We start from the raw sequence: 20,079 nt of genomic DNA, 5'->3' as shown, positions 1-20,079 counted from the left end.
CTGCGCGCCGACTCCAGCCGACGCAGCTCGGCCACATCTCCATCACGTAATGCCAGAGGGGCAGCGGTTCGCATACTCCAGTCTCTCAAACAGAAAGAAACTTTTCGAGCGAAACACTAGCCACCCGCTGCCACCGAATGGGAGGGTTTGCGCAGCGCTCGATGAGGGCGGTCGAGCGGCGGCCTGTTTCGGCGTGTCAGGGCATCGGGTTGTCGCGCGACGGGACACCCCGGCCCACGTGAGGCACCCACATGCGGAGCGCCAGCAGGTACAGGCCGAGGATGAGCGGCCGGCGCCAGCCACCGGGTGAGGCGCGTCCGGTTGGCCGGCACGGTCAGGACCGCCAGCGCGGGAGTCGCCGATGCGGCGCATACCAGGCCGAGCACATTGAGAAGCGGTCCCGGCCGGTTCAGGCAGCCGAACGTCCAGAACGCTCCTCCGTCGCAGACGTCCGCTTGGGTGTAGAAGAAGGCGAGAAGGCAGAACAGGCCGCCGAGAAGCCATGCGCAGGTGCCCGATGCCACGTCGAGGCCGGGGCCCCGCGTCAGCCGGAGCGTGCCATCGTGCCTTGTGGCACGCACCTCCTTGAGCGCCGCGGTCGTCATCGGCACGATGACGGCCACCTCGCGTCCCACGATGAACTACGTGGCGGCGAACGTCCGCCGCCATCACCGTGGTCAAGTCACGGGCGACCTCAGGGCCCGGCGAGCAGGGGAGACCCGCGGAGATCGATACTGGGCAGTAATTTCGGGCCGGAAAACCTTGATCGCGAAGGGTGGGCCTTCTACTCTGCCAGTCGACAATGGAACGGTCCCCGCCCCGTTCGGCCGTTGCCACGTCCCTGAAAGGGGCCCACCCCTGTGAAACGCTTCACCCTCCGTGCGCTGCCCGCCCGCGTCCTGCCCGTCCTGGCGCTGGCCGCACCCGCCGTCGTCGCCCTCGGCGCCGCGCCCGCCTCCGCGGACGCCGCGCCCGTGTCCTTCAGCTACGCCGACTGCCCCGACTCGCTGCCGGTCGGCGCGGACCCCGGGAGCTGGATCTGCGACAACATCGTCATCGGCGCCGGCAGCACGATGAAGATCGGCTCGATCGAGCAGACGCTCACCAAGCCCATCTCGATGACGGTCCAGAGCGGTTCCGACCCGGCGACCGGCGAGACCCGCAACATTTTCGTCAAGATGCGCTCCCAGCAGGAGGACGTGCCGGGAGGCGTCCTCGGCGTCGCCGGGACGGAGAACATCCCGCTGCTGAGCCTGAAGGAGAGGACGACGTACGCCGGGAACTTCTCCCTCGGCTTCACGGCCTCCGGCGGCTACGGCTCCACCATCGACCTGCGCATCAAGATCATCAACACGCTGCTCGGCGACAACTGCTACATCGGCTCCAAGACCGCTCCGGTCAAGCTGAGCCTGGAGGGCGACAACGACTCCCTCACGTGGTACGACGACGCGATCGGCATGACGATGAACGACACCGCGTTCGCCGCGCCCGCCACGAGTGGCTGCGGGCTGTTCGGCCCGGTCGCCGACTTCCGCGCGGGGCTCCCCTCCGCGTCCGGGAAGAACGCCGCGAGCCTCCGGCTGTACCTGTCCAGCAAGCCCTACACCGAACTGTTCCCGGCCATGAAGGCGGCGGCCAAGAGCAGCGCCTCCAAGACCATGCTGCCCATGGGCCTGCCCCAGAGCCTCAAGCCCGGCTCCTAAAGAGCACCTTTTCCGGCGCGTCCGCATCCATCTCTGCGGGCGCGCCGACCAGTCGACACGGCCGGTGTCTCTTTCATCGTCACGCCTGGTCGGGGACGCGCCGGAGTCAGGGCAGGAGGGCCAGCTTGCCCACGGTGGCGCGTGCTTCCAGTTCGGCGCCATGCGGTGAAACACCGGGGGCGTCCGGTCACGTCGTGCTCGGGGCGAGCATCGCGCTGACCGCCCAGCTCACGAAGGACACCTCCGGCCACGGGTCGCGCGACCGCGGGGAGCGCGGTGAGTGCCGTATCCGGTCGGACAGGGGACGTTCGTGGTGTTGTCGGCTCTGGGGTCAGTGGCGTAGTGCCGTCGTGGCGTTTTGGAGCAGGTGGACGAGGCTGTCGCGTTGGGTGCTGGGCCAGGAGCTGAAGCGCGTGGTCAGGGTGGTGTTGATGGCCTGCTGGAACTCGCCGGTGACCGCTTCGCCTTGGGCGGTGAGGTGGACGCGGCTCATCCGGCGGTCGTCGGGGTCGGGTTGGCGGGTGAGCAGGCCGCGTCGCTGAAGCCGGTCGACCAGGCCGGTGATGTTGGTCTTGTCGCAGTGCAGCAGGGTCGCGAGCTCGCCGAAGGACGGCCGCAGGTGCTGGGCGAAGCACAGCAGTTGCGCCTGCTGGGGGGTCAGCCCCAGCCGGCGGCTTGCGGTGCTGAACAGACCGTCGATCTCCATGAAGACGCCGATCAGCGTCTCGACGAGTTCGTCATCGGATGCGTCGGCCATGGAGGAAGTCTACTGCCTGGACAGTTGACACTCTCAACCAAGTTAGTCGATACTCTGGACTATCCATACAGTCGACTAATTGGAGTGGCCATGCGTACCGTGGACCGGGTCGCGGTCGTCACCGGCGGATCACGCGGCATCGGGCGGGCGATCAGCGATCGGCTCGCCGCGGCGGGGATGGATGTCGTCATCGGCTCTCGCGATCAGGAGACGGCCGCGCGGGCCGTGGCCCGGATCAAGGACGCGGGCGGGCAGGCCACCGCGGTCCGCACCGACATCACCCGCCCCGAGGCCGTCAAGGAGCTGTTCGACGCGGCCGAGAGCCGCTACGGGCATGTGGACGTGTGGGTGAACAACGCCGCCCCGGCGACCGCCGGGCCGCTGGCCCGCACCACCGATGACGACTTCGACCAGTACCTGCACGCCAACGTGCGGGCCACGTTCGTCGCACTGCGCGAGGCCGCACGGCGCATCAGCGACCACGGCCGGATCATCCTGATCTCTTCGGCGCTCACGGTGTCGCCGCTGCCGGGTATGGCGCTGCTGGTCGCCGGCAAGGCCGCCGGCGACCAGCTCGCCCGTACGCTGGCCTGGGAGGTGGGCTCCAGGTCCGTCACGGTCAACAGCGTCCTGCCCGGCCTGACCCGCACGGACGTCATCGCCACCGTGCCCCAGCACGTCATCGACGACGCCGAGGCCCGCACACCGCTGGGCCGCCTGGGCGAACCCGACGACATCGCCGAGGTCGTCGCGTTCCTGGCCTCCGACGCCGCCCGTTGGATCACCGGCCAGACCATCAACGCCGCCGGAGGCATGATCTAGCGAGCCGGCGCCAGGCCAGGGCCGAATGGTGCACGGTCCCCGAACAGAGCCGGGCCGCGATCACCGGACCGTCCCGTGGGCTTGTTACGCGGTTGCGGTGACGGTCTGGTGATCGGCGGGCTGGAGCGGCGGGGCGTCTCCAGGAGCGAGCGGCGCAGGTCTTGGAGTCGCCGCCGCGTAACGATCTTTCCCCGCGTCACCGCGTGCTGCGGAGCATCTCCGCGAGCCGGGACATCGTGTCGTCGTCGCGCTTGTAGTGGGTCCATTTGCCGATGCGCGTGGACCGTACGAGGCCGGCGCGCTCCAAGGTGGCCATGTACGACGAGACCGTCGACTGCGCCAGCCCCGACTTCGCCTGCAGATGGCTGACGCAGACCCCGAATTCGTCGCGATCGGCGATCGGCTCCCACTGCGCGAACTCTCGATGAGGGTCCTGGAGCCAGTTCATGATCTGCAACCTCGCCGGGTTCGCCAGGGCCTTCAGGACCTCGACCGCGTCCTCGAGGTCACCTGGCCCTGAGTCCGCCGCGGGCGGCTTCGCCATGACGGCTCCTCTCTCGCATCCACGCACCACTATATCTCGATGTGACGTGCCGAGCCGGGCCTCGCGGCCCTCACGCCGGGCGCGGAGGCGATCGAGCGCCGATGGGTGCGGTGAGCCCGCACTCCGGGCGACACATTGACGCATCGCGATTCGTCGATATGATGACTCCGTCACCGCCCGGCGCCGGTGTGACCGGCACTCCCGCCGGTCGCCTCTCGCGAGCGTCGGGCCTCCACAGGAAAGAGTGCGTGATGTCCGCTACCGGCAAGCCGTTGATCGTCGTCTCGGGCGCGACCAGCAAGCAGGGCAGGAGTGTCGCCGCCTCCTTGCTCGAAAGCGGAAGGTTCCGGGTGCGCGCCCTGACGCGGAACGCCGACTCACCCCAGGCTCGGAACCTGGCGATGAAGGGCGCGGAGCTCTTCTCCGTTCCCCTGGAGCCGGATCACCAGCGCGAGTTCGTGCAGGCGTTCCGCTCGGCCGATGGGGCCTTCCTCATGACGCCGCCCGTCGCGCCGCCGTCGACCGACGAGCTCCTCCTCGGCCGCCAGCTCGCCGATGCGGCGGTCGAGGCCGGCGTGGGGCACATCGTCTTCAGCGCGCTCGAGAATGTCCAGGAGAGGTCGGCGGGCACCAAATATGCCCCGCACTTCACCGACAAGGCGCTCATCGCAGAGCATATTCGGACCCTGCCCATCGCGCACACCTTCGTGCTGCTCGCGTTCTTTTACACGAACGCACTGGAATACTACGCGCCTCGAATCGATGGCGATACGGTGCTCATGCCCTTCTACCTGCCCGAACACTTCCGTGCTCCGTTCGTCGACCCGCTCACCGCGACCGGACCGGCCGTCCTCGAGGTGTTCTCCGACCCCAGCGCCTACCTCGGCGCTTCCCTGCCGGTCGTCGGCGACGTCATCTCCCCCGCCGAAATGGTCGACTCCTTCTCCCGGGTCACCGGCCTCAAGGCCGAGTATCGGAGCGCCTGTTCCCGGGAAGAACTGCTCACCTACTTCCCCGAACTGGGAGAGAACCCTCTGCTGGTCGACGAGATCCTCGGCATGGCCGAGTATGCGGTGGAGTTCGGGTACTACCGGGACGACCGCGACATGCAGTGGAGCCGGAGCATCGGCTCCGGCGCACTGAGCTGGGAGGAATTCCTTCGCGCGACCGATTGGCGCGGTTCCCGGGTTTCTTTCGGTGCCTCCGGTCAGGACGGCTCGTAGGGGTGCTCGACGATCGTCCACGGGCGCATGAGGTCGTCGTCCTCGTGTTCGAGGATGTGGCAGTGCTGGATGTACGTCGCCGGGAACTCGGTGCCGCTGCCGGGGATCGACGCGATCCGGCCCATCGGCGGGTCGAACCCGTCGATGACGATCCGGGTCACCGACTCCGGATAGACCTTGACGGTGTCCTTCCAGGACCGCGCCTCGTCCGGGTCGGGCGGGCTCGGCGGACCGGTGACGTAGCGCTCCAGCACCGGCCTCTCCTCGGGCCTGCGACCGCCGCCGAGCCATGCCTCGAAGGCGTGCCGGTAGGCGGTCGCGTCGATCGGCTGCCGGTTCAGCACCTGGAAGTTGACGAGGTGGACGTGCATCGGATGGGCCTCGTTGTTCGGGTTGATGTACTCCCAGATCTCGGACGAGCCCGCTTTGACGAAGTCCTCGCACGGCGCCATGAACGGCACGCCGTTGAACGTCATGCTGTGGGAAAGGGCCTTCTGGTACACGACCCATTCCCGGCGGCGGGTGCCCGGTTTCAGCCGGATCGGTGCGACGGGGCGGACGGCGAGTTCCGCGGGCGGGGTCGTCGGATCCGCGCCGCCGGACGGCCGTCCGCTCACCCGGAACCGCATGATCCCGGAGATCTCCGGTCCGCCGCCGGAGGGGTAGTGGACGGGCGCGTTGTAGTTCGTCAAGGTGACGTCCGCGCCCGGGGGAAGCCCGCCGAAGTCGATGATCAGGTCGTACCGTTCGGCCGGCGATATGAGGAAGTTCAGCATCCGCAGCGGGGAGCGGAGGCCGCCGTCCGTGCCGATCAGCCAGAACGGCAGGAACTCCTTCCCGTCGGTCTGGAAACGCAGCCGCCAGAAGCGTTCGTTGGAACCGTTGAGAATGCGCAGCCGGTAGCGGCGGGGCCGCACCTCCAGATAGGGATATGCCTTCCCGTTGACGACGGGGGTGTCCGCGCCTTCCACGCGGGGCATGGTGTAGGCGAGCGAACCGTCCTCGTTGAACGTCCGGTCCTGGAGGACGAGCGGGACCTCGAACTCGCCGCGCGGGAGGCCGAGCCGCTCCTCGGCGGGGTCGTCGACCAGCCAGAGCCCGGCCAGGCCCGCGTAGACGTTGAGGCTGGTGATCCCCATGGCGTGGTCGTGGTACCAGAGCATCGCCGAGCGCTCGCGGTTGGTGTAGGCGTAGATCGCCTCGTTGGGCGCGGCATTGGCCGGGTCGAGGGTGGTGTACGACGGGCCGCGCACGCCTTTGGGGCTGAACCACTGCGCCGGCGCCCCGTCCGACTGCGGCGGGGTGAAGCCGCCGTGCTGGTGGACGACGTTCCACACGTCCACGTCCGGCGGAAGGGACGGCATCCCGTGATGCGACGGCGGCGCGACGCGAGGGTCCCGTTCGCGGATGCGGTCCAGCACGGACTGGAACATGTGGGGGCCGGCCGGGAGTTCGTTGCGGTATTTGACGACCGCAGGACGGTTCCTGGTCGCACGGATCGTCGGCCCGAGGTAGCCCATTCCAAGCGGCTCTCCGGGGGCGCTCGGATTCTCGGCCCAATAACCCCACGCGGGCGCCGGAGGAAGATCGCGGTGGAAGCGCCACTCGTGCTGCCGCATCGTGAGCTCGTAGTAGTCGGCGCCCGGATGGACGGACGTCTCCGGAATGGCCGTCACCAGCCGGGGCAGCGGGTCGACGTACTTCCTCAAGGGCGGGGTCACCGCCGCTCCGGCGCCTCCAGGGCCGTGGACCGGCGCCGCGTCAGCCGGTGATGCCCGGAAGGCCGGCGGCAGGAGCATGCCGGACCCTCCGACGGCACCCGCCACGAGGAAATCGCGCCGCGCGACGACCCGCTTCATCCGCCCGTCCCTTCCCGCCGTCGCGCCGCCCGGTGGGAGTCTCGCCAGGAAGGTAGATCTCAAACGCGCAGCGTGCGGCACCAGCCGGGGGGCGGGATCAGCGGCCCCCGCCGGTGGCGAGTTCCTCGATCGTCCGGAGCTCCTCGTCGATCTTCGCGACCGCGGCGGCGCGGTCGGCCGGCGCGCTCGGGGGGCCGGGCGGCGCGGCGTCCTGCGGGCGCCGGTGCTCGAGGTGGGCGAGCAGGGTCTCCCCGTCGAGCGGGCGGGCGGCGAAGGCGACGACGACCGTGGCCGACTGCATCAGGCACCAGCCGGGCCGGAGCCGGGCGTCCACCGCGTCCTCGCGGCCCGCGACGTCCCGCACCATCAGGCGCAGGAACTCGCCGCGCTCCTCGACGATCCGCACGCGGTCGACGGCGGTCTCGTAGCGGGGGACGGTGTTCTGCAGGTCCGCGATGACCCGCCACACGGCGTCGAAGGGGGCGGCGACGCGGCGCCGCCGGACGACGGCGCCGGCCAGCCCCGCCTCCAGGACCGCGAGGCGGTCGATCGGATCCATGCCGGGCAGCGCCACGGGTTCGCTCACGCCTCCCACACCTCCCGGAACGCGGCCCTGGCCCGGTGCAGCCGGGACTTCACGGTGCCCATCGGAATCCCCAGAGCCGCCGCGATCTCCTGCTCGCTGAGGCCCTCATGCGTGCGCAGGACCAGCACCACCCGCTGGGGGACCGGCAGGCGCGCCAGGGCGTCGTCGATGTCGACCAGCCCTTCGCGGGACGGGGCGGAACGGTCCATGAGCGCCCCGTCCGAGGCGACCTCCCGGTCGTCGCGGTGGGCGAGCCGGGCCGCCGTCCGGACGGTGACCGACCGCGCCCACGTGATGATCGCCTCCGGGGCGCGCAGCGACGGCAGCCCCCGGAAGATCTCCAGCAGGGCCTCCTGCGCCGCGTCGTCGGCCGCCGCCGGGGCGATCCGCGCGCACAGCCGGCGGACGTACGGGGCCAGCTCGTCGATGAGCCGGTCCAGCGCGAGCGCGTCGCCCCGCTGGGCGGCGGCGACGGTCTCCGGGTCCACGTCCCGCAGATTAGCCGGAACCTTCCGGGCGTTCGCCGCCACCTTCCAGACAGGAGGAACCACACAGAACCCCACAGAAGGGCCTGACCTGTGAAACCAGACCTGACGATCGTCGGCGCCGGGCTCACCGGCCTGACCGCCGCCATCGAGGCGGCCGAGCACGGCCGGCGGGTGTCCGTCGTCGAGGCGCACTCCCGGCCGGGCGGGCGGGCGCGCACGCTGGACGGCCCGTACCGCGCCAACACCGGTCCCCACGCGATCTACGTCGACGGGGCGTGGTGGGAGTGGCTGGAACGCCGCGACCTCGTCCCGCCGGTCGTGGAGGCGCCGCCCCTCGCCCGCCTCGTCCGGTCCGAAGGCCGGCTCGGTCCGTGGCCCAGCGAACTCGGCGCGGCCATCGCGGCGCTGCCCGGCGAGGCACCGGCGGCGGAGCCGTACCGGGCCTGGCTGCTCCGCCACGTCGGCGCGCGGACGGCCGAGGCGATCATCGGCGTCTGCTTCGTCTTCACCTTCGACCACGACCCCGGACGGCTGTCGGCCGCGTTCGTCCACCAGCGCCTGCGCCGCGCGCTCGCGGGCGGCGTCCGGTACGTGGCGGGCGGCTGGTCCACGCTGGTCGACGTCCTCGCCGACCGCGCCGCCGCACTCGGCGTCCGGACGAGCACCGGAACGCGGGCGTCCGAACCGCCCGGAGGCCCGGCGATCATCGCCACCGGCCTCGCCACGGCGCGCCGGCTGACCGGCGACGCGTCGCTCGCCTGGCCCGGCGCCCGCACCGCGACGTTCGACCTCGCCATGCGCGCCGGCTCCGGCCCCGACTGGTTCCGGCTGTCGGACCTGGACGACCGGATCTACGTCGCCCGCTACAGCCTCGCCGACCCCTCGCTCGCGCCGGACGGGCACGAACTCGTCCAGATCGCCGCCGCGTGCGCCCCCGGCGAGCGGAAGGGCGACGCCGAACGCCGGGTGCACGCCCTCCTCGACCAGGCGTGGCCCGGCTGGCGCGCCGCGGTGGAGTGGCAGCGCGGCGCCGTGCGCACCGATTGCAGCGGCGCCCTGGACCTGCCTGGAACGACCTGGCGCGACCGTCCGGCCGTCGGGCGCGGCGACGCCCTCGCCGTCGCCACGGACCAGTCCGCCGCGCCCGGACTCCTCGCCGAGGTCGGCATCGCCGCCGCGCACCTCGCCCTCCAGCACCTCGACGGAACCGGCGCACTCCACCGCAGCGCGCCCGACCCCGAACCCGCCCGGTCGCGGTGAACGCACCCGTCCGCACGTCACGGAGCCGGCGGCGCCCTACCGCGCCGCCGGCGACGTGCCGTCCTGGCGGCGCACCATCTCGCCGATCCAGACGGGTGCGTACGGGGACGTGCAGCCGGGGGGCGTCGGATAGTCCTTGAGCACGCCCAGGCGCTCGCCGATGCCGATCGCGCGGGCGCGGTGCTCGGGATGCTCGATGCCGATCTGGGCGAGGCAGGTGTTCATCGCCCATTGCAGACGGTCGGGGGCGTCTTTCATCTCCGCCTCGATGACGTCGAGCAGCGCCGTGAGGTCGAGGCCCTCGGGCTTCTTCACGACACGGTCGGCGGTCAGCGCCCACCCGGCGGCCGCGACCGCCGGGTCCGGGTCGCCGGACCAGGCGAGGCGCAGCTCCTCGGCGTGCGGGCTCTTCTTCACCACGTAGCTCAGGAGCCAGTCCTGCACCTTGGGGGTGCGCGCCTCGCGCATCATGGCGTCCAGCTCGCCGCGCTCGAACGCCTTGGGACGGCAGATGAGGAGCGCCAGCAGCCGGGCCGCGCTGTCGCCGGTCTCCCAGAGCCGGCGCGCGAGGTCCTGCTGGGTCTTCAGCCGCTTCGCGAGCGCGCGCAGCTTCCCGAGGTTCACACCGTGGTCGTCACCGTGCCTCTCGTTCACCGCGCGCGCCTTCGGGTCCTCCAGCGCGGCCAGCTCGGCCATCACCTCGGTCAGCGCCGTCTCGGCCACCTCGTCCTCCCGGGTCGTCCGATGACCCGAGCCTAGGGCGCCGGGCGAGGTCAGGGGCGGTGCACGGTGCGCCGGACGCTGCGGTCGCCGGTGAGGGGGCGGCCGTCCAGGTTGCAGCTCCACGACAGCAGCGGCGTGATCCTCATGTACGGGCGCGGACCGGAGGCGGTCTCGCGCTCGACCAGCTCGGCCTCGCCGTAGACGCGCAGGTACCGGGGCGACCACGGGTCGGTGCAGGGCACGTCGTCGATGACGATCGCGATCTTGGTGTTCCCCGACCGCACGTTGCGGAACTTGCGGGTCCTCGCCGGGTCTCCACCGCCGACGAACAGGTGGGTCCCGTCGAAGTCGAACCCGACCGGGGAGACGTCCGGCTGCCCGTCCTCCGCGACGGTGGCGATCCGCGCCAGCCGCTGCGACCTCATGTAGGCGATCTCTTCCTCGCTGAACGACACGGCTGCTCTCCTCGTCCGGGTACGGGCTTGATCGACAATTGTGCGGCACGCCCGCGACCGCGGCCGCCGGAGGTGTCGGTAGGTACACCCCCGAGAGGGTGTTCAGGGCCAATGTGCGCCGGTCCCGGGGCCGGAAGTCTTGATGACGTCAGCTTCCGAGCCGTTGAGGAGAGCCCCATGGCACGCATGATGGTCCGCGTCCTGTCCACCGCGCTGGCCGCCGCCGCGCTCACCGCCGCCGCCGTGCCCGCAGCGAACGCCGCGGGCCCCGCCAGGGCCGCCGCCCGCCCGGGGAACGGCAAGGGGCTGGACGCGAAGGTGCGGGAGAGCGCGGACAAGCTGGTCGCGGACGGAGTGCCCGGCGTGATCGTCCTGACGCGGCGCGGCGGCCGGGTCGCGCACATCACCGCCGGCGTCTCGGACAAGGCGACCGGCGCGCCGATGGACGCCCGGCTGCTGTTCCGCGTCGCCAGCGTCACCAAGACGTTCACCTCGACGGTCGTGCTGCAACTCGCCGCCGAGCACCGGCTGTCCCTGGACGACACCGTCGAGAAGTGGCTGCCCGGCCTGGTCGCCGCGAACGGCAACGACGGGTCGAAGATCACCGTCCGGCAGCTGCTCGCGCAGACCAGCGGGCTGACCGACTACACGCAGGACCCGCGCGTGATGTCCGACCCGTCCCGGGCCTGGCGGCCCGCCGAGCTGATCGCCATCGCGACCGAGAAGCCGCCGCTGTACGCGCCGGGAACGAGCTGGAACTACGCCAACACCAACTACATCCTCGCCGGGATGATCATCGAGAAGGCGACCGGGCACCCCGTCGGCACGGAGTTCCAGCGGCGGATCTTCACGCCGCTGGGCCTGCGGCACACCTACTACCCCACGACGGACCCCCGCTTCCCCGGCCCGTACGTCCACGGCTACTACGACGCCTACGGCGACGTCAGCACGCAGATCAGCCCGTCGAGCGCCCGGACGTCCGGCGGCATCGTCAGCACGGTCGACGACGTGGCGCGCTTCCACCGCGCCCTGTTCACCGGCCGGCTCCTCCCGGCCGAGCAGATGCGCGAGATGCGGACCGTCCAGCCCGTCAACGACGACGGCGTGGTGGAGGACTACGGCCTCGGCGCCGCCCGCATCAAGTTCTCGTGCGGATACGGCTGGGGCCACGACGGCGGCTTCCCCGGCTACCGGACGTGGACCTACACCAGCGCCGACGGCCGCCGCCAGGCGATCATCACCTACAACGAGTCCAAGTTCGAGTACGACCCGGCGTTCCGCGCGGACCTCGCCAAGGCCGCCGAGACCGCCTTCTGCGGCTGACCCGCCGGGCGCCCCGCCGGGCGCCCCGCGGCGGCCGCCTCGTCCGGACGGGCGGGGCGGCCGCCGAATCTGAATCTTCTTCTAACACCCGGCGATAAATAATCAGGAAATCACCTGATATTCGGCACTTTGCGGGCGGCCAGCAGGTCAAGCGTCTAGATCGCCGTCCACGCGGCCGCTTATAAGCAGATGAGCAGCGGCCACCGTGATTTGTTCTTTTGCTCTACAGAACGCCCCCCGTGCCCCTGCGTACCGTCGAAACGTCCTGGACCGCGGACGGCAGGCGCGCGGGGGTCCCCGCTCAGCGCGTCCCACCCCCGCCCGCGGTCTCGAACTACCGCCGCCCGCGCCTGCCGGGTCGGGAGGGGCGACCCCACCCCGACCCCCCGCTCCCCGGCCCGCGCGGAACGCGGTGACGGAGGTGTCCGATGACCAGAACCCTCGACCCTGGAGGTCTCGCCGAGCGCTCGGCGCCGCTCCCGCCGCGGCTCGCCCGCATCATGCGCCCCGAACTGCCCAGCCTCGCCGAGGAGATCGTCGCCGAGATCCGCCGCGCCATCCCCGAGTACGCCCGTCCCATCGACGGCCCGTACGGGCACGTGCTGCGGATCAGCGTGGAGCACAGCCTGTCGGCGTTCGTCGACCGGGTCGCCGCGCCGCCCGGCGCCCCGCCCGGCACGCCGGCCGTGAACGACGGCTCCGCCGGCACCGCCCGCATGCTCGGCCAGTACGAGGCGCACGAGGGCCGCAGCATGGACAGCCTGCAGGCCGCCTACCGGATCGGCGGCCAGGTCGCGTGGCGGCGCGTCATGAAGGTCGCGCCGCGCCACGACATCTCCTCCGCCGTCATGTCCCGCCTCGCCGACGCGCTGTTCGTCTACCTCGACGAGCTCGCCGCCCTGTCGCTGGAGGGCTACCTGGAGGCGCGGGCCCGGCCCATCCCCGCGATGGACGACCGGCGCCGCCGCCTGCTGCACCGCCTGGTCGGCGAACCGGGCTGCGACGTCGCCGAGGCGGCCGAGGCCGCCGGCTGGACCGTTCCGGCCGAGGTCACCCTGGTCGCCGTCGAACCCGAGGCCCGCTGCGTCTGGACGGCGCTGGACGACGACGTCCTCGCCGACCTGGAGTGCGCCGCGCCGCACCTGCTGATGCCCGGCCCGTTCACCGACGCGCGCCGCGCGATGCTGGACGCGGCGGTCCCGGGCCGCCGCGTCGCGGTCGGCCTCACGGTGCCGCCCGCGCAGGCCGCCGACTCGCTGCGCTGGGCGCGCCAGGCCCTGTCCCTCGCCCTCGACGGCGTCTTCGACGACGAGCGGGTCGTCCTGTGCGAGGAGAACCTCGTCACGCTGTGGCTGCTGTCGGACCCGGCGCTGGTCGAGCAGCTGACCCGGCGCCGGCTCGGCATCCTCGACGGCATGACCCCGGGCCAGCAGGACCGGCTCACCGAGACCCTGCGGACCTGGCTGGTCACCCGCGGCACCGCCGCCGAGATCGCCGAGCTGCTGCACATCCACCCGCAGACCGTCCGCTACCGGATGCGCAAGATCGAGCAGACCTTCGGCGAGGAGCTCGACGACCCGGAGGCCCGGTTCGGCATCGAGGTCGCGCTGCGCGCCGCGTTCCTGCGCTCGCGCCGCCCGTCGGCCGGGCCGCGCCGCCCGACGCCCGTCTCCCATCCCGTCCCGAAACTGCGGCGCCTCAAGTAGGACCGCCTGAAGGAGGGCCGCCGACGCCGGCCCGGCCCCCGCCCGCGCCCCAAGCCGGGCCGGGCCGGGCCGGGTCGGCGTTCGCGTGCGCGGTGTGGGCGGGATGTGGCGATGTCGTGCCGATGCTCCGGCTGCGCGGGCCGCCCGGCGGCCGTCTGGGATGATGGCGCGGTGAATGGATTTTCGGGGGTTTTGCGGCGGTTTGTCGTGGTGGCGGGAGTGCTCGCCGCCGTGCCGGCCGCGGGCGCGTGCGGGTCGGAGCCCGGCACCGCGTCCGGGGTCCCGCCGGTGCCCGCGTCCGGCGCGCCGTCCGGCGGGCCGTCCCCCGCCCCGACGCTCGCGTCGCCCACGCCGACCCCCTCGACGGCCTGCTCCCCCGACGGCGTCAGCCTCTCGATGGACCGGCCCGACGCCGCGATGGGGCTGCGCGCGACCTGGGTCGAGCTGCACAACTGCGGCACGCGGCCGTACCGGCTGAACGGCTACCCGGCCCTGCGCGTCCTCGACGAGAAGCGGCAGCCGTTCGACGTCCGCGCCGTCGAGGGGACGCGCCAGATCAAGGACCCGGGACCGAAGCCGGTGACCGTCGCGCCCGGCGGGTCGGCCCGCATCGGGATCGTCTGGCGCAACCTCGTCACCGAGTCGACCGTCCCGGCCGTCAACGGCAGCTACCTGGAGGTCCGCCCGGCGCCGGGGCGGCCCGTCCTCGTCGTCCCCGCCAACGGGCCCCTCGACCTCGGCAACACCGGCCGCCTGGAGACCACCGCCTGGACGCTCGCGCGGTGACGGTCACCCGCCCGCGGGGAAGCGGACCTGGCCGTCCGGCGGCTGCACGGGCCGCACGACCGGCCACCCGGCCGGGGGCGGGCTCGCCGGCGGGGTGCCGGGCCGCGCGGACGGGCCGTCCGGGAACCGGGCGGGCGTCCTGGCGTAGCGGCCGGTCGCGCGCGGCGCCGTCCAGCCCACCGGGCGCTCGGCGGCGGGACGCTCGGGCTCCGCACGGCGGACCGGGCGCGGCGCGGGGCGGCGCTCGCCGTCGGGCGCGGCGGGTTGCTCATGCCGGGGGAAGGCCAGCAGCGCCAGGACGGCCAGCAGGACGCCCGCGAGCCGCAGCAGGAACAGCGCCGGCGCGTGCGGCCACGGCTCGCCGTACAGCAGGGTGGCCGACAGCAGCAGGTGCGTCTTCGCGGTCACGGTCACCACGGTGACGATGATGGTGAGCCGGCAGCGCTGCAGGCCGATGGACAGCAGGCCGAGCCCGAGCGCGCCCGCCACGACGAACAGGTACGGGTGCGGGGTGGACAGCACCGCCGCGCCGCGGTGCCCGGCCAGCATCATCGCCATGCCCTGGCCGAACACCTCCGTCGCGCCGAGCAGGGTGCCCGCGCCGAGCCCGTAGGCGATGCCGGTGATCGGGCGCGCGTGCCGCCCGGCGACGAGCCGGTCCCGCACGAAGAACATCCACAGCGGCAGGCCCAGCGACGGGACGACGACCAGCCCCGCCTTCCACAGCGGCAGCGCCTGGGCCGCCGCGGCGCCGTCCGGCCGGTGCAGGGCGCCGGCGAGCGTCTCGCCCCGCGCGGGCAGCACCGACAGCGCCGCGGTGACCATCGCGGCGACGACGATGGCGACGGCCAGCCACTCCCGGGACGTGGGCCGCTCGCCGAACCCGCTCATCCCGACGACGAGGAGCAGCGCGAGGCTCATCCCGTACGCGGGCAGCGCCGCGACCACCGGCAGGCTGATCAGCCCGCCCGCGAACAGCGCGAAGCCCGCGAGGACGACCGCGACCCCGGCGACCCAGCGGGGGCTGCGCAGCAGCAGCGCCGCGCCGTGCAGCGGCCGCCGGCCGCCGAGCGGGCCGATCCGCCCGACGGCCGTCTTGAACAGGACGAAGGCGATGAAGTAGACGGTCTGCGCGGTGCAGGCGAGGACGGCGGCCCACACGATCTCACTGCTGTTCACGGGTGCACCTCCGGGGGTGGGCCCCGGTCCGGAGCCAGAGGCGGCCCCCGGCGGCGGCACCCCCTGTACGGCCGCCCGCCGGGCAACAAACGCTGACGAAACGGATGGTGACATGGCGAGGGCGTCCGGCGATTGGACCCCGGGCACGGAGAATCCGCCGTTTTTGTGCGTCCGGGTGAGTGGTACCGCGCCGTACGTTCGAACGACCGGCTCGGCGCCCGATCGTGTGGGCGCGATATGCCGTGCGGGCGAGGCGGTTCGCCATTTTCGCAAGGCGGCGATGGCACGGTGATCCATACCGTAGGCTCCCGCGAAGGGGTCGATGACCGGGCTTTGGACCGGTCCCGGCCGGGGGTACGCGCGTCCCCGACGCGGGGCGCGGCGCCCCGGTCCGGCGGGCGCGTCCCGGAAAGGCGCGGATCGACTCGTCCGGCGCATTGCCCGATCACGCACCGCAGGTGAATGATTGCAGTGCGCTTCCGACTCGATGTGGTGATGCGGTGACTGCGATGGAACGGCTCGGCGAACCGTTCGGCTTCGTCGGCGACCCGGCGGAGGGCCGGCGCGCGCGGCGGACCGTGCGCGAGCTGGCCGCGAAGGTCGTCGCGCGGGACGAGCTGCTCGACGACGTCGAGCTGATGGCCGCCGAGGCGATCGCCAACGCCGTCCTGCACGGCAGCGGCTCCATCACGGTCGCCGTCGAGACCGACGGGCGGCGGGTGCGCGTCGAGGTGTCCGACGAGGGCCCCGTCCAGGACGACCTGCACGGCCGCCGCCGCATCGACCACGGCCGCGGCCTCACCGTCATCGACGCCCTCGCCGACGAGTGGGGCCTCGACCAGACGCCCCGCCGCACCCGCCTCTGGTTCGAGATCTCGGAGAACGAGCCCGTGCCGTCGGCCGCGAAGACGGGTTCGAGCGAAGCGAGGGCCTGATCGCGCAGCGAGCCCTAGAGGCGAGCCGGAGCGACGCGGCGATCGCCGCTCCGCCCGCCGCGGGAAGGCCCGCCGGGGCCTGACGCCGGCGGCGACGCGATCACCGCCGGAGGGCTCGGCGGACGACCTTGCCGGTGGCGTTGCGGGGCAGGGCGTCCAGGAAGTGCACGTCGCGGGGCACGGCGAAGCGCGCGAGGCGGTCGCGGACCTGCGCCCGGACGGTGTCGGCGTCGAGCGTCTCGCCGTCGTGGAGCACGACGAACGCGGCGGCGCGCTGCCCGAACTCCTCGTCCGGCACCCCGGTCACCGCGACCTCGCGGACCTGCGGCAGCTCCGCGACGGCCGCCTCGATCGCGGCGGGAAACACGTTCTCGCCACCGGACACGATCATGTCGTCGTCGCGGCCGTGCACGAACAGGCGCCCGTCGGCGTCGAGGTGGCCGAGGTCGCCGAGGCTCATCAGGCCGTCCCGCATCTCCTTGGAGCCGCCGCCGGTGTAGCCGTCGAACAGCAGCTCGTTCGCGGCGAAGATGCGCCCGGTGGTGCCGGGCGGGACGGGGCGGCCGTCGTCGTCGAGGACCGCGACGCGGGTGCCGGGCGGCGGGGTGCCCGCGGTGTCCGGGTGGGCGCGCAGGTCGGCGGGGGTGGCGATGGTGACCCAGGACGCCTCCGTCGACCCGTACAGGTTGTAGAGGACGTCGCCGAACGCGTCCATGAACGCGGTCGCGAGCGTCGCGGGCAGCGCCGAGCCGCTGACCGCCGCGATCCGCAGCGCCGACGTGTCGTGCTTCGCGCGGACGGCGGCCGGCAGGTCCATGATCCGCTGGAGCATGACGGGGACGGCGACGAGCGCCGTCGCGCCGGTCGCCTCCACCGACCGCAGCGTCAGCTCCGGGTCGAACCGGGCGCGCAGCACGATCGTGGCGCGCAGCGACACCGCGACCTGGAGCATCGCGTATCCCCAGGTGTGGAAGAGCGGCGCCTCGATGAGCATCCGCTCGTGCACCCGGTACGGGATGCGGGACAGGATCGACGCGAGCGGCTGCAGGCCGGGCCGGGACTTGCGGTCGGCGCCCTTCGGGCGGCCCGTCGTGCCGGAGCTCAGCACGATCGTCCGGCCGGTGCGGCCCGGCGGCTCCACCGGCCCGGCGGGCGCCGTCGCGATGAGCGTCTCCAGCTCCGCGTCCGGCGACCCGGCGGTGACGGCCCGGACCGTCTTCGGCAGCGCGCTCAGGAACGCGCCGAACTCCTCGTCCGCGATCACCACGTCGGCCTCCTGCTGCCGGACGACCGCGACGAGCTGGTCGGTGCCCATCCCGGTGTTCAGCATGACGAGGTCCGCGCCGGCCTTCCCGCAGGCGGCGAGCGTCTCGACCATGCCGCGGTGGTTGCGGCACAGCACCGCGACGCGGGGCGCCCCGCCGATCCGGCGCAGCGCGGCGGCGAGCCGGTCGGTGCGGGCGTCGACCTGCCCGTACGTCAGCTCGCCGTGGTCGTCGGCGATCGCGACGGCGTCCGGGTCGCGGGCGGCGGCGGACGCGACCGTCCCGCCGAGCAGGGTGCCCCAGCGGCGCAGCGCGCCGAGCTGCCGGGCGACCCGGAGCGGCGGCCCGGGGCGCCACAGCCCGCTGCGGACGAACATTCCGCCCGCCCGCGCGGCCGACGCGGTGCGCCGCCCGAACTCCGATCGTCCGCTCATCTGCCGCTCCCGGTCCGACGCGTGCTCCAGTGGGGCTTCGACCGTACGGACGGCGGGCCGCGCGGCTCTTGCGACTCAACCCAGGTGTTCCGGCGGGCGCTTGTCAGGCTCCTGACAACGCGCGTGCGGCCGTGGACGGCGACGGGCCGCCGCGTGGAACGCGGCGGCCCGTCGGCCCTTGACCCGGTGGAGCTATCGGCTCGCTGAACCCCCGGCCTCGCCGGCGGTGGCGAGCGCCGCGCCGTCCAGCACGGAGGCCGCACCGTTCGACGCGGAGGCCGCACTGTCCGACGCGGAGGCCGCGCCGTCCGGCCGGGCGGCCGCGCCGTCCGGCAGGGCGGCCGCGCCGTCCGGCAGGGACGCGGCGTCGTCCGGCAGGGACGCGGCGTCGTCCGGGAGGTCGAGGCTGTCGCGCAGCGTCACCGGCTTGAGGAACGCCGCCGCGACGATCCCGACCACCGCGATCAGCGCGGAGAACAGGAAGATGTGCCCGGTGGCGTCGCCGTAGGCGGCCCGGACGATCTCCCGGATCGGGCCGGGCAGCGCGCCGACGTCCAGGTTCCCGGTGTCGCCGCCGCCCGCGGACGGGTCCACGCCGATGCGGGACAGGCCGTGGGCGATGTTGTCCGACACCCGGTTCGCCAGCACGGCGCCGAGCACCGAGACCCCGATCGTCCCGCCGAGGGACCGGAAGAACGTGACCGTGCCGCTCGCCGCGCCGATCTCGTTCAGGTGCACCGAGTTCTGCACGACGAGGACGAGGTTCTGCATCGCCATGCCGACGCCCGCGCCGACCAGGAACATGCCCGCGCCGACGAACACCAGCGAGGTGTGCTGGTCGATGGTCGCCAGCGCCGCGAATCCGGCGGTGAGCACGACCGTCCCGGCGACGATGTAGGACTTGACCTTGCCGGTCCGGGTGGTGAGCCGCCCGACGATCGTGGACGAGCCGAGCACGCCGACCATCATCGGGATCGTGAGCAGGCCCGCCTCGGTGGGGCTGTAGCCGCGGCCGATCTGGAAGTACTGGCCGAGGAAGACCGCGCCGCCGAACATCGCCATGCCGACCGCGAGGCTGGCGAGGATCGCCAGGGCGGTGTTGCGGCGGGCGACGATGCCGAGCGGGACGATCGGCTCCGGCACCTTCGCCTCGACCCGGACCGCGACGGCCAGGACGAGCAGGCCCGCGCCGACCATCGCGCCGGTCTGCCAGGACAGCCAGGCGAACTTGTCGCCGACGAAGGTCACCCAGATGAGCAGCAGGCTGACGCCGCCGGCCAGCAGCGTCGCGCCCCAGTAGTCGATCTTCACGTCGCCGCGCCGGACCACCGGCAGCTTCAGCGTCTTCTGCAGGAGGGCGAACGACACCACCGAGAACGGCACGCCGATCAGGAAGCACCAGCGCCAGCCGAGCCAGGACGTGTCGACGATCAGCCCGCCGAGCAGCGGGCCGCCGACGGTGGCGACCGCCATGACCGCGCCGAGGTAGCCGTAGTAGCGGCCCCGGTCGCGGGGGCTGATCATCGCCGCCATGACGATCTGGACGAGGATCTGCAGCGCGCCGACGCCGAGCCCCTGCAGGGCGCGGAACGCGATGAGCTCGGCGCTGTTCTGCGCGAACCCGGACGCGATCGACGCGACGACGAAGATGACGATCGACGCCTGGAGCAGCCGCTTCTTGTCGTAGAGGTCGGCGAGCTTGCCCCAGATCGGGGTGCTCGCCGTGGCGGTCAGCAGGGTCGCGGTGACGACCCAGGTGTACTGCGACTGGGTGCCCTTGAGCGCGCCGATGATCTGCGGCAGGGCGGTGGACACGACGGTCTCGCTCAGCATCGCGACGAAGAGCACCAGCAGCAGGCCGCTGAGCGCCTCGAAGATCGATCTGCGCGACATCGTCGCGGACGGCGCCGGCGGGGCCGGCTGGTCGGCGGACACGGTCAAGGGACGCCTCCGGGGTGAGGAGTGGGAACGCCGTGTACAAGGCGTCAGCGGCCCACATTATTCCCACTGGGCAAGTTTTCACATCAGGAA

18 protein-coding genes are annotated in these 20,079 nt (G+C 72.7%); 8 read left to right on the top strand and 10 right to left on the bottom strand.

The features are described from left to right. The first annotated feature begins 860 nt into the window (after positions 1–860). Complete coding sequence (locus tag amrb99_RS32960) at positions 861–1,703, top strand: hypothetical protein (protein WP_190863511.1); 843 nt, start codon at positions 861–863, stop codon at positions 1,701–1,703. 331 nt (positions 1,704–2,034) lie between these two features. On the opposite strand, the gene amrb99_RS32955 is transcribed toward amrb99_RS32960, so the two are convergent. Next, positions 2,035–2,460: a MarR family transcriptional regulator gene (locus tag amrb99_RS32955; RefSeq protein ID WP_241756147.1), complete on the bottom strand. Its 426-nt coding sequence runs from the start codon at positions 2,458–2,460 to the stop codon at positions 2,035–2,037. A gap of 90 nt (positions 2,461–2,550) precedes the next feature. Here amrb99_RS32955 and amrb99_RS32950 point away from each other — a divergent pair, with 90 nt between their 5' ends. Next, complete coding sequence (locus tag amrb99_RS32950; RefSeq protein ID WP_190863509.1) at positions 2,551–3,282, top strand: SDR family oxidoreductase; 732 nt, start codon at positions 2,551–2,553, stop codon at positions 3,280–3,282. Positions 3,283–3,478: 196 nt separating this feature from the next. Here amrb99_RS32950 and amrb99_RS32945 read toward each other — a convergent pair whose 3' ends face one another. Beyond that, entirely contained in the window at positions 3,479–3,826 is a 348-nt protein-coding gene (locus amrb99_RS32945; RefSeq protein WP_190863507.1) for a helix-turn-helix transcriptional regulator, read from the bottom strand. Positions 3,827–4,077: 251 nt separating this feature from the next. Here amrb99_RS32945 and amrb99_RS32940 point away from each other — a divergent pair, with 251 nt between their 5' ends. Then, on the top strand, positions 4,078–5,049 hold the full coding sequence (locus amrb99_RS32940) for an NmrA/HSCARG family protein (protein WP_190863504.1): 972 nt from the start codon (positions 4,078–4,080) through the stop codon (positions 5,047–5,049). On the opposite strand, the gene amrb99_RS32935 is transcribed toward amrb99_RS32940, so the two are convergent. From amrb99_RS32935 to amrb99_RS32925, 3 genes are all read right to left on the bottom strand, one after another. Continuing rightward, positions 5,034–6,770 carry a multicopper oxidase domain-containing protein gene (locus amrb99_RS32935; protein WP_206700195.1) on the bottom strand — a complete coding sequence of 579 codons (1,737 nt, stop codon included), beginning with the start codon at positions 6,768–6,770 and terminating at the stop codon, positions 5,034–5,036. The two genes, amrb99_RS32940 and amrb99_RS32935, sit on opposite strands and share 16 nt — an antisense overlap. Positions 6,771–7,005: 235 nt before the next feature. Then, the gene (locus tag amrb99_RS32930; RefSeq protein ID WP_190863502.1) at positions 7,006–7,494 is read right to left on the bottom strand and encodes a hypothetical protein; all 489 of its coding nucleotides are present in this window, start codon (positions 7,492–7,494) and stop codon (positions 7,006–7,008) included. Next, a complete protein-coding gene (locus amrb99_RS32925; RefSeq protein ID WP_206700194.1) occupies positions 7,491–7,982 on the bottom strand; it encodes a sigma-70 family RNA polymerase sigma factor in 492 nt (163 codons plus the stop codon). The genes amrb99_RS32930 and amrb99_RS32925 overlap by 4 nt, the downstream gene beginning before the upstream one ends. Before the next feature lie 90 nt (positions 7,983–8,072). On the opposite strand from amrb99_RS32925, the gene amrb99_RS32920 reads away from it, so the two are divergent. After that, positions 8,073–9,242 (top strand): NAD(P)-binding protein, encoded by a 1,170-nt coding sequence (locus amrb99_RS32920; protein ID WP_206700193.1) that lies wholly within the window; start codon positions 8,073–8,075, stop codon positions 9,240–9,242. A gap of 36 nt (positions 9,243–9,278) precedes the next feature. On the opposite strand, the gene amrb99_RS32915 is transcribed toward amrb99_RS32920, so the two are convergent. Then, positions 9,279–9,965: a DNA alkylation repair protein gene (locus amrb99_RS32915; RefSeq protein ID WP_190863500.1), complete on the bottom strand. Its 687-nt coding sequence runs from the start codon at positions 9,963–9,965 to the stop codon at positions 9,279–9,281. A 50-nt stretch (positions 9,966–10,015) separates the two neighbouring features. Next, on the bottom strand, positions 10,016–10,420 hold the full coding sequence (locus amrb99_RS32910; RefSeq protein WP_190863498.1) for a PPOX class F420-dependent oxidoreductase: 405 nt from the start codon (positions 10,418–10,420) through the stop codon (positions 10,016–10,018). 177 nt (positions 10,421–10,597) lie between these two features. Between amrb99_RS32910 and amrb99_RS32905 the strand changes: the two genes are divergently transcribed. The 3 genes from amrb99_RS32905 to amrb99_RS52690 all read left to right on the top strand — a co-directional run bounded on the left by amrb99_RS32905 (position 10,598) and on the right by amrb99_RS52690 (position 14,235). Next, the gene (locus amrb99_RS32905) at positions 10,598–11,743 is read left to right on the top strand and encodes a serine hydrolase domain-containing protein (RefSeq protein ID WP_190863496.1); all 1,146 of its coding nucleotides are present in this window, start codon (positions 10,598–10,600) and stop codon (positions 11,741–11,743) included. 428 nt (positions 11,744–12,171) lie between these two features. Next, positions 12,172–13,449 (top strand): helix-turn-helix domain-containing protein, encoded by a 1,278-nt coding sequence (locus tag amrb99_RS32900; RefSeq protein ID WP_190863494.1) that lies wholly within the window; start codon positions 12,172–12,174, stop codon positions 13,447–13,449. 210 nt (positions 13,450–13,659) lie between these two features. Further along, positions 13,660–14,235 (top strand): DUF4232 domain-containing protein, encoded by a 576-nt coding sequence (locus amrb99_RS52690; protein WP_190863492.1) that lies wholly within the window; start codon positions 13,660–13,662, stop codon positions 14,233–14,235. A gap of 3 nt (positions 14,236–14,238) precedes the next feature. Here the strand turns inward: amrb99_RS52690 and amrb99_RS32890 are convergent, their stop codons facing one another. Continuing rightward, complete coding sequence (locus amrb99_RS32890) at positions 14,239–15,414, bottom strand: hypothetical protein (RefSeq protein WP_190863489.1); 1,176 nt, start codon at positions 15,412–15,414, stop codon at positions 14,239–14,241. Between the two features lie 509 nt (positions 15,415–15,923). On the opposite strand from amrb99_RS32890, the gene amrb99_RS32885 reads away from it, so the two are divergent. Continuing rightward, positions 15,924–16,349 carry an ATP-binding protein gene (locus tag amrb99_RS32885; protein WP_190863532.1) on the top strand — a complete coding sequence of 142 codons (426 nt, stop codon included), beginning with the start codon at positions 15,924–15,926 and terminating at the stop codon, positions 16,347–16,349. 100 nt (positions 16,350–16,449) lie between these two features. On the opposite strand, the gene amrb99_RS32880 is transcribed toward amrb99_RS32885, so the two are convergent. Both amrb99_RS32880 and amrb99_RS32875 read right to left on the bottom strand, forming a co-directional pair. After that, positions 16,450–18,048 carry an AMP-binding protein gene (locus amrb99_RS32880; protein ID WP_190863487.1) on the bottom strand — a complete coding sequence of 533 codons (1,599 nt, stop codon included), beginning with the start codon at positions 18,046–18,048 and terminating at the stop codon, positions 16,450–16,452. 192 nt (positions 18,049–18,240) lie between these two features. Further along, positions 18,241–19,941: an MDR family MFS transporter gene (locus tag amrb99_RS32875; RefSeq protein WP_190863530.1), complete on the bottom strand. Its 1,701-nt coding sequence runs from the start codon at positions 19,939–19,941 to the stop codon at positions 18,241–18,243. Positions 19,942–20,079 lie beyond the last annotated feature (138 nt).

The organism is Actinomadura sp. RB99, assembly GCF_014706005.1.
Lineage (GTDB): Bacteria > Actinomycetota > Actinomycetes > Streptosporangiales > Streptosporangiaceae > Spirillospora.
The sequence above is the reverse complement of the archived record's forward strand: the minus strand, read 5'-3'. Positions and strand labels throughout refer to the sequence as shown.

Excerpts from the sequence above, each read along its gene's own strand:
- amrb99_RS32940 (WP_190863504.1), top strand. The coding sequence starts at position 4,078 with ATGTCCGCTACCGGCAAGCCGTTGATCGTCGTCTCGGGCGCGACCAGC.
- amrb99_RS32880 (WP_190863487.1), bottom strand. The coding sequence starts at position 18,048 with ATGAGCGGACGATCGGAGTTCGGGCGGCGCACCGCGTCGGCCGCGCGG.
- amrb99_RS32955 (WP_241756147.1), bottom strand. The coding sequence starts at position 2,460 with ATGGCCGACGCATCCGATGACGAACTCGTCGAGACGCTGATCGGCGTC.
- amrb99_RS32875 (WP_190863530.1), bottom strand. The coding sequence starts at position 19,941 with ATGTCGCGCAGATCGATCTTCGAGGCGCTCAGCGGCCTGCTGCTGGTG.
- amrb99_RS32950 (WP_190863509.1), top strand. The coding sequence starts at position 2,551 with ATGCGTACCGTGGACCGGGTCGCGGTCGTCACCGGCGGATCACGCGGC.
- amrb99_RS32905 (WP_190863496.1), top strand. The coding sequence starts at position 10,598 with ATGGCACGCATGATGGTCCGCGTCCTGTCCACCGCGCTGGCCGCCGCC.
- amrb99_RS32885 (WP_190863532.1), top strand. The coding sequence starts at position 15,924 with ATGGAACGGCTCGGCGAACCGTTCGGCTTCGTCGGCGACCCGGCGGAG.
- amrb99_RS32945 (WP_190863507.1), bottom strand. The coding sequence starts at position 3,826 with ATGGCGAAGCCGCCCGCGGCGGACTCAGGGCCAGGTGACCTCGAGGAC.
- amrb99_RS32900 (WP_190863494.1), top strand. The coding sequence starts at position 12,172 with ATGACCAGAACCCTCGACCCTGGAGGTCTCGCCGAGCGCTCGGCGCCG.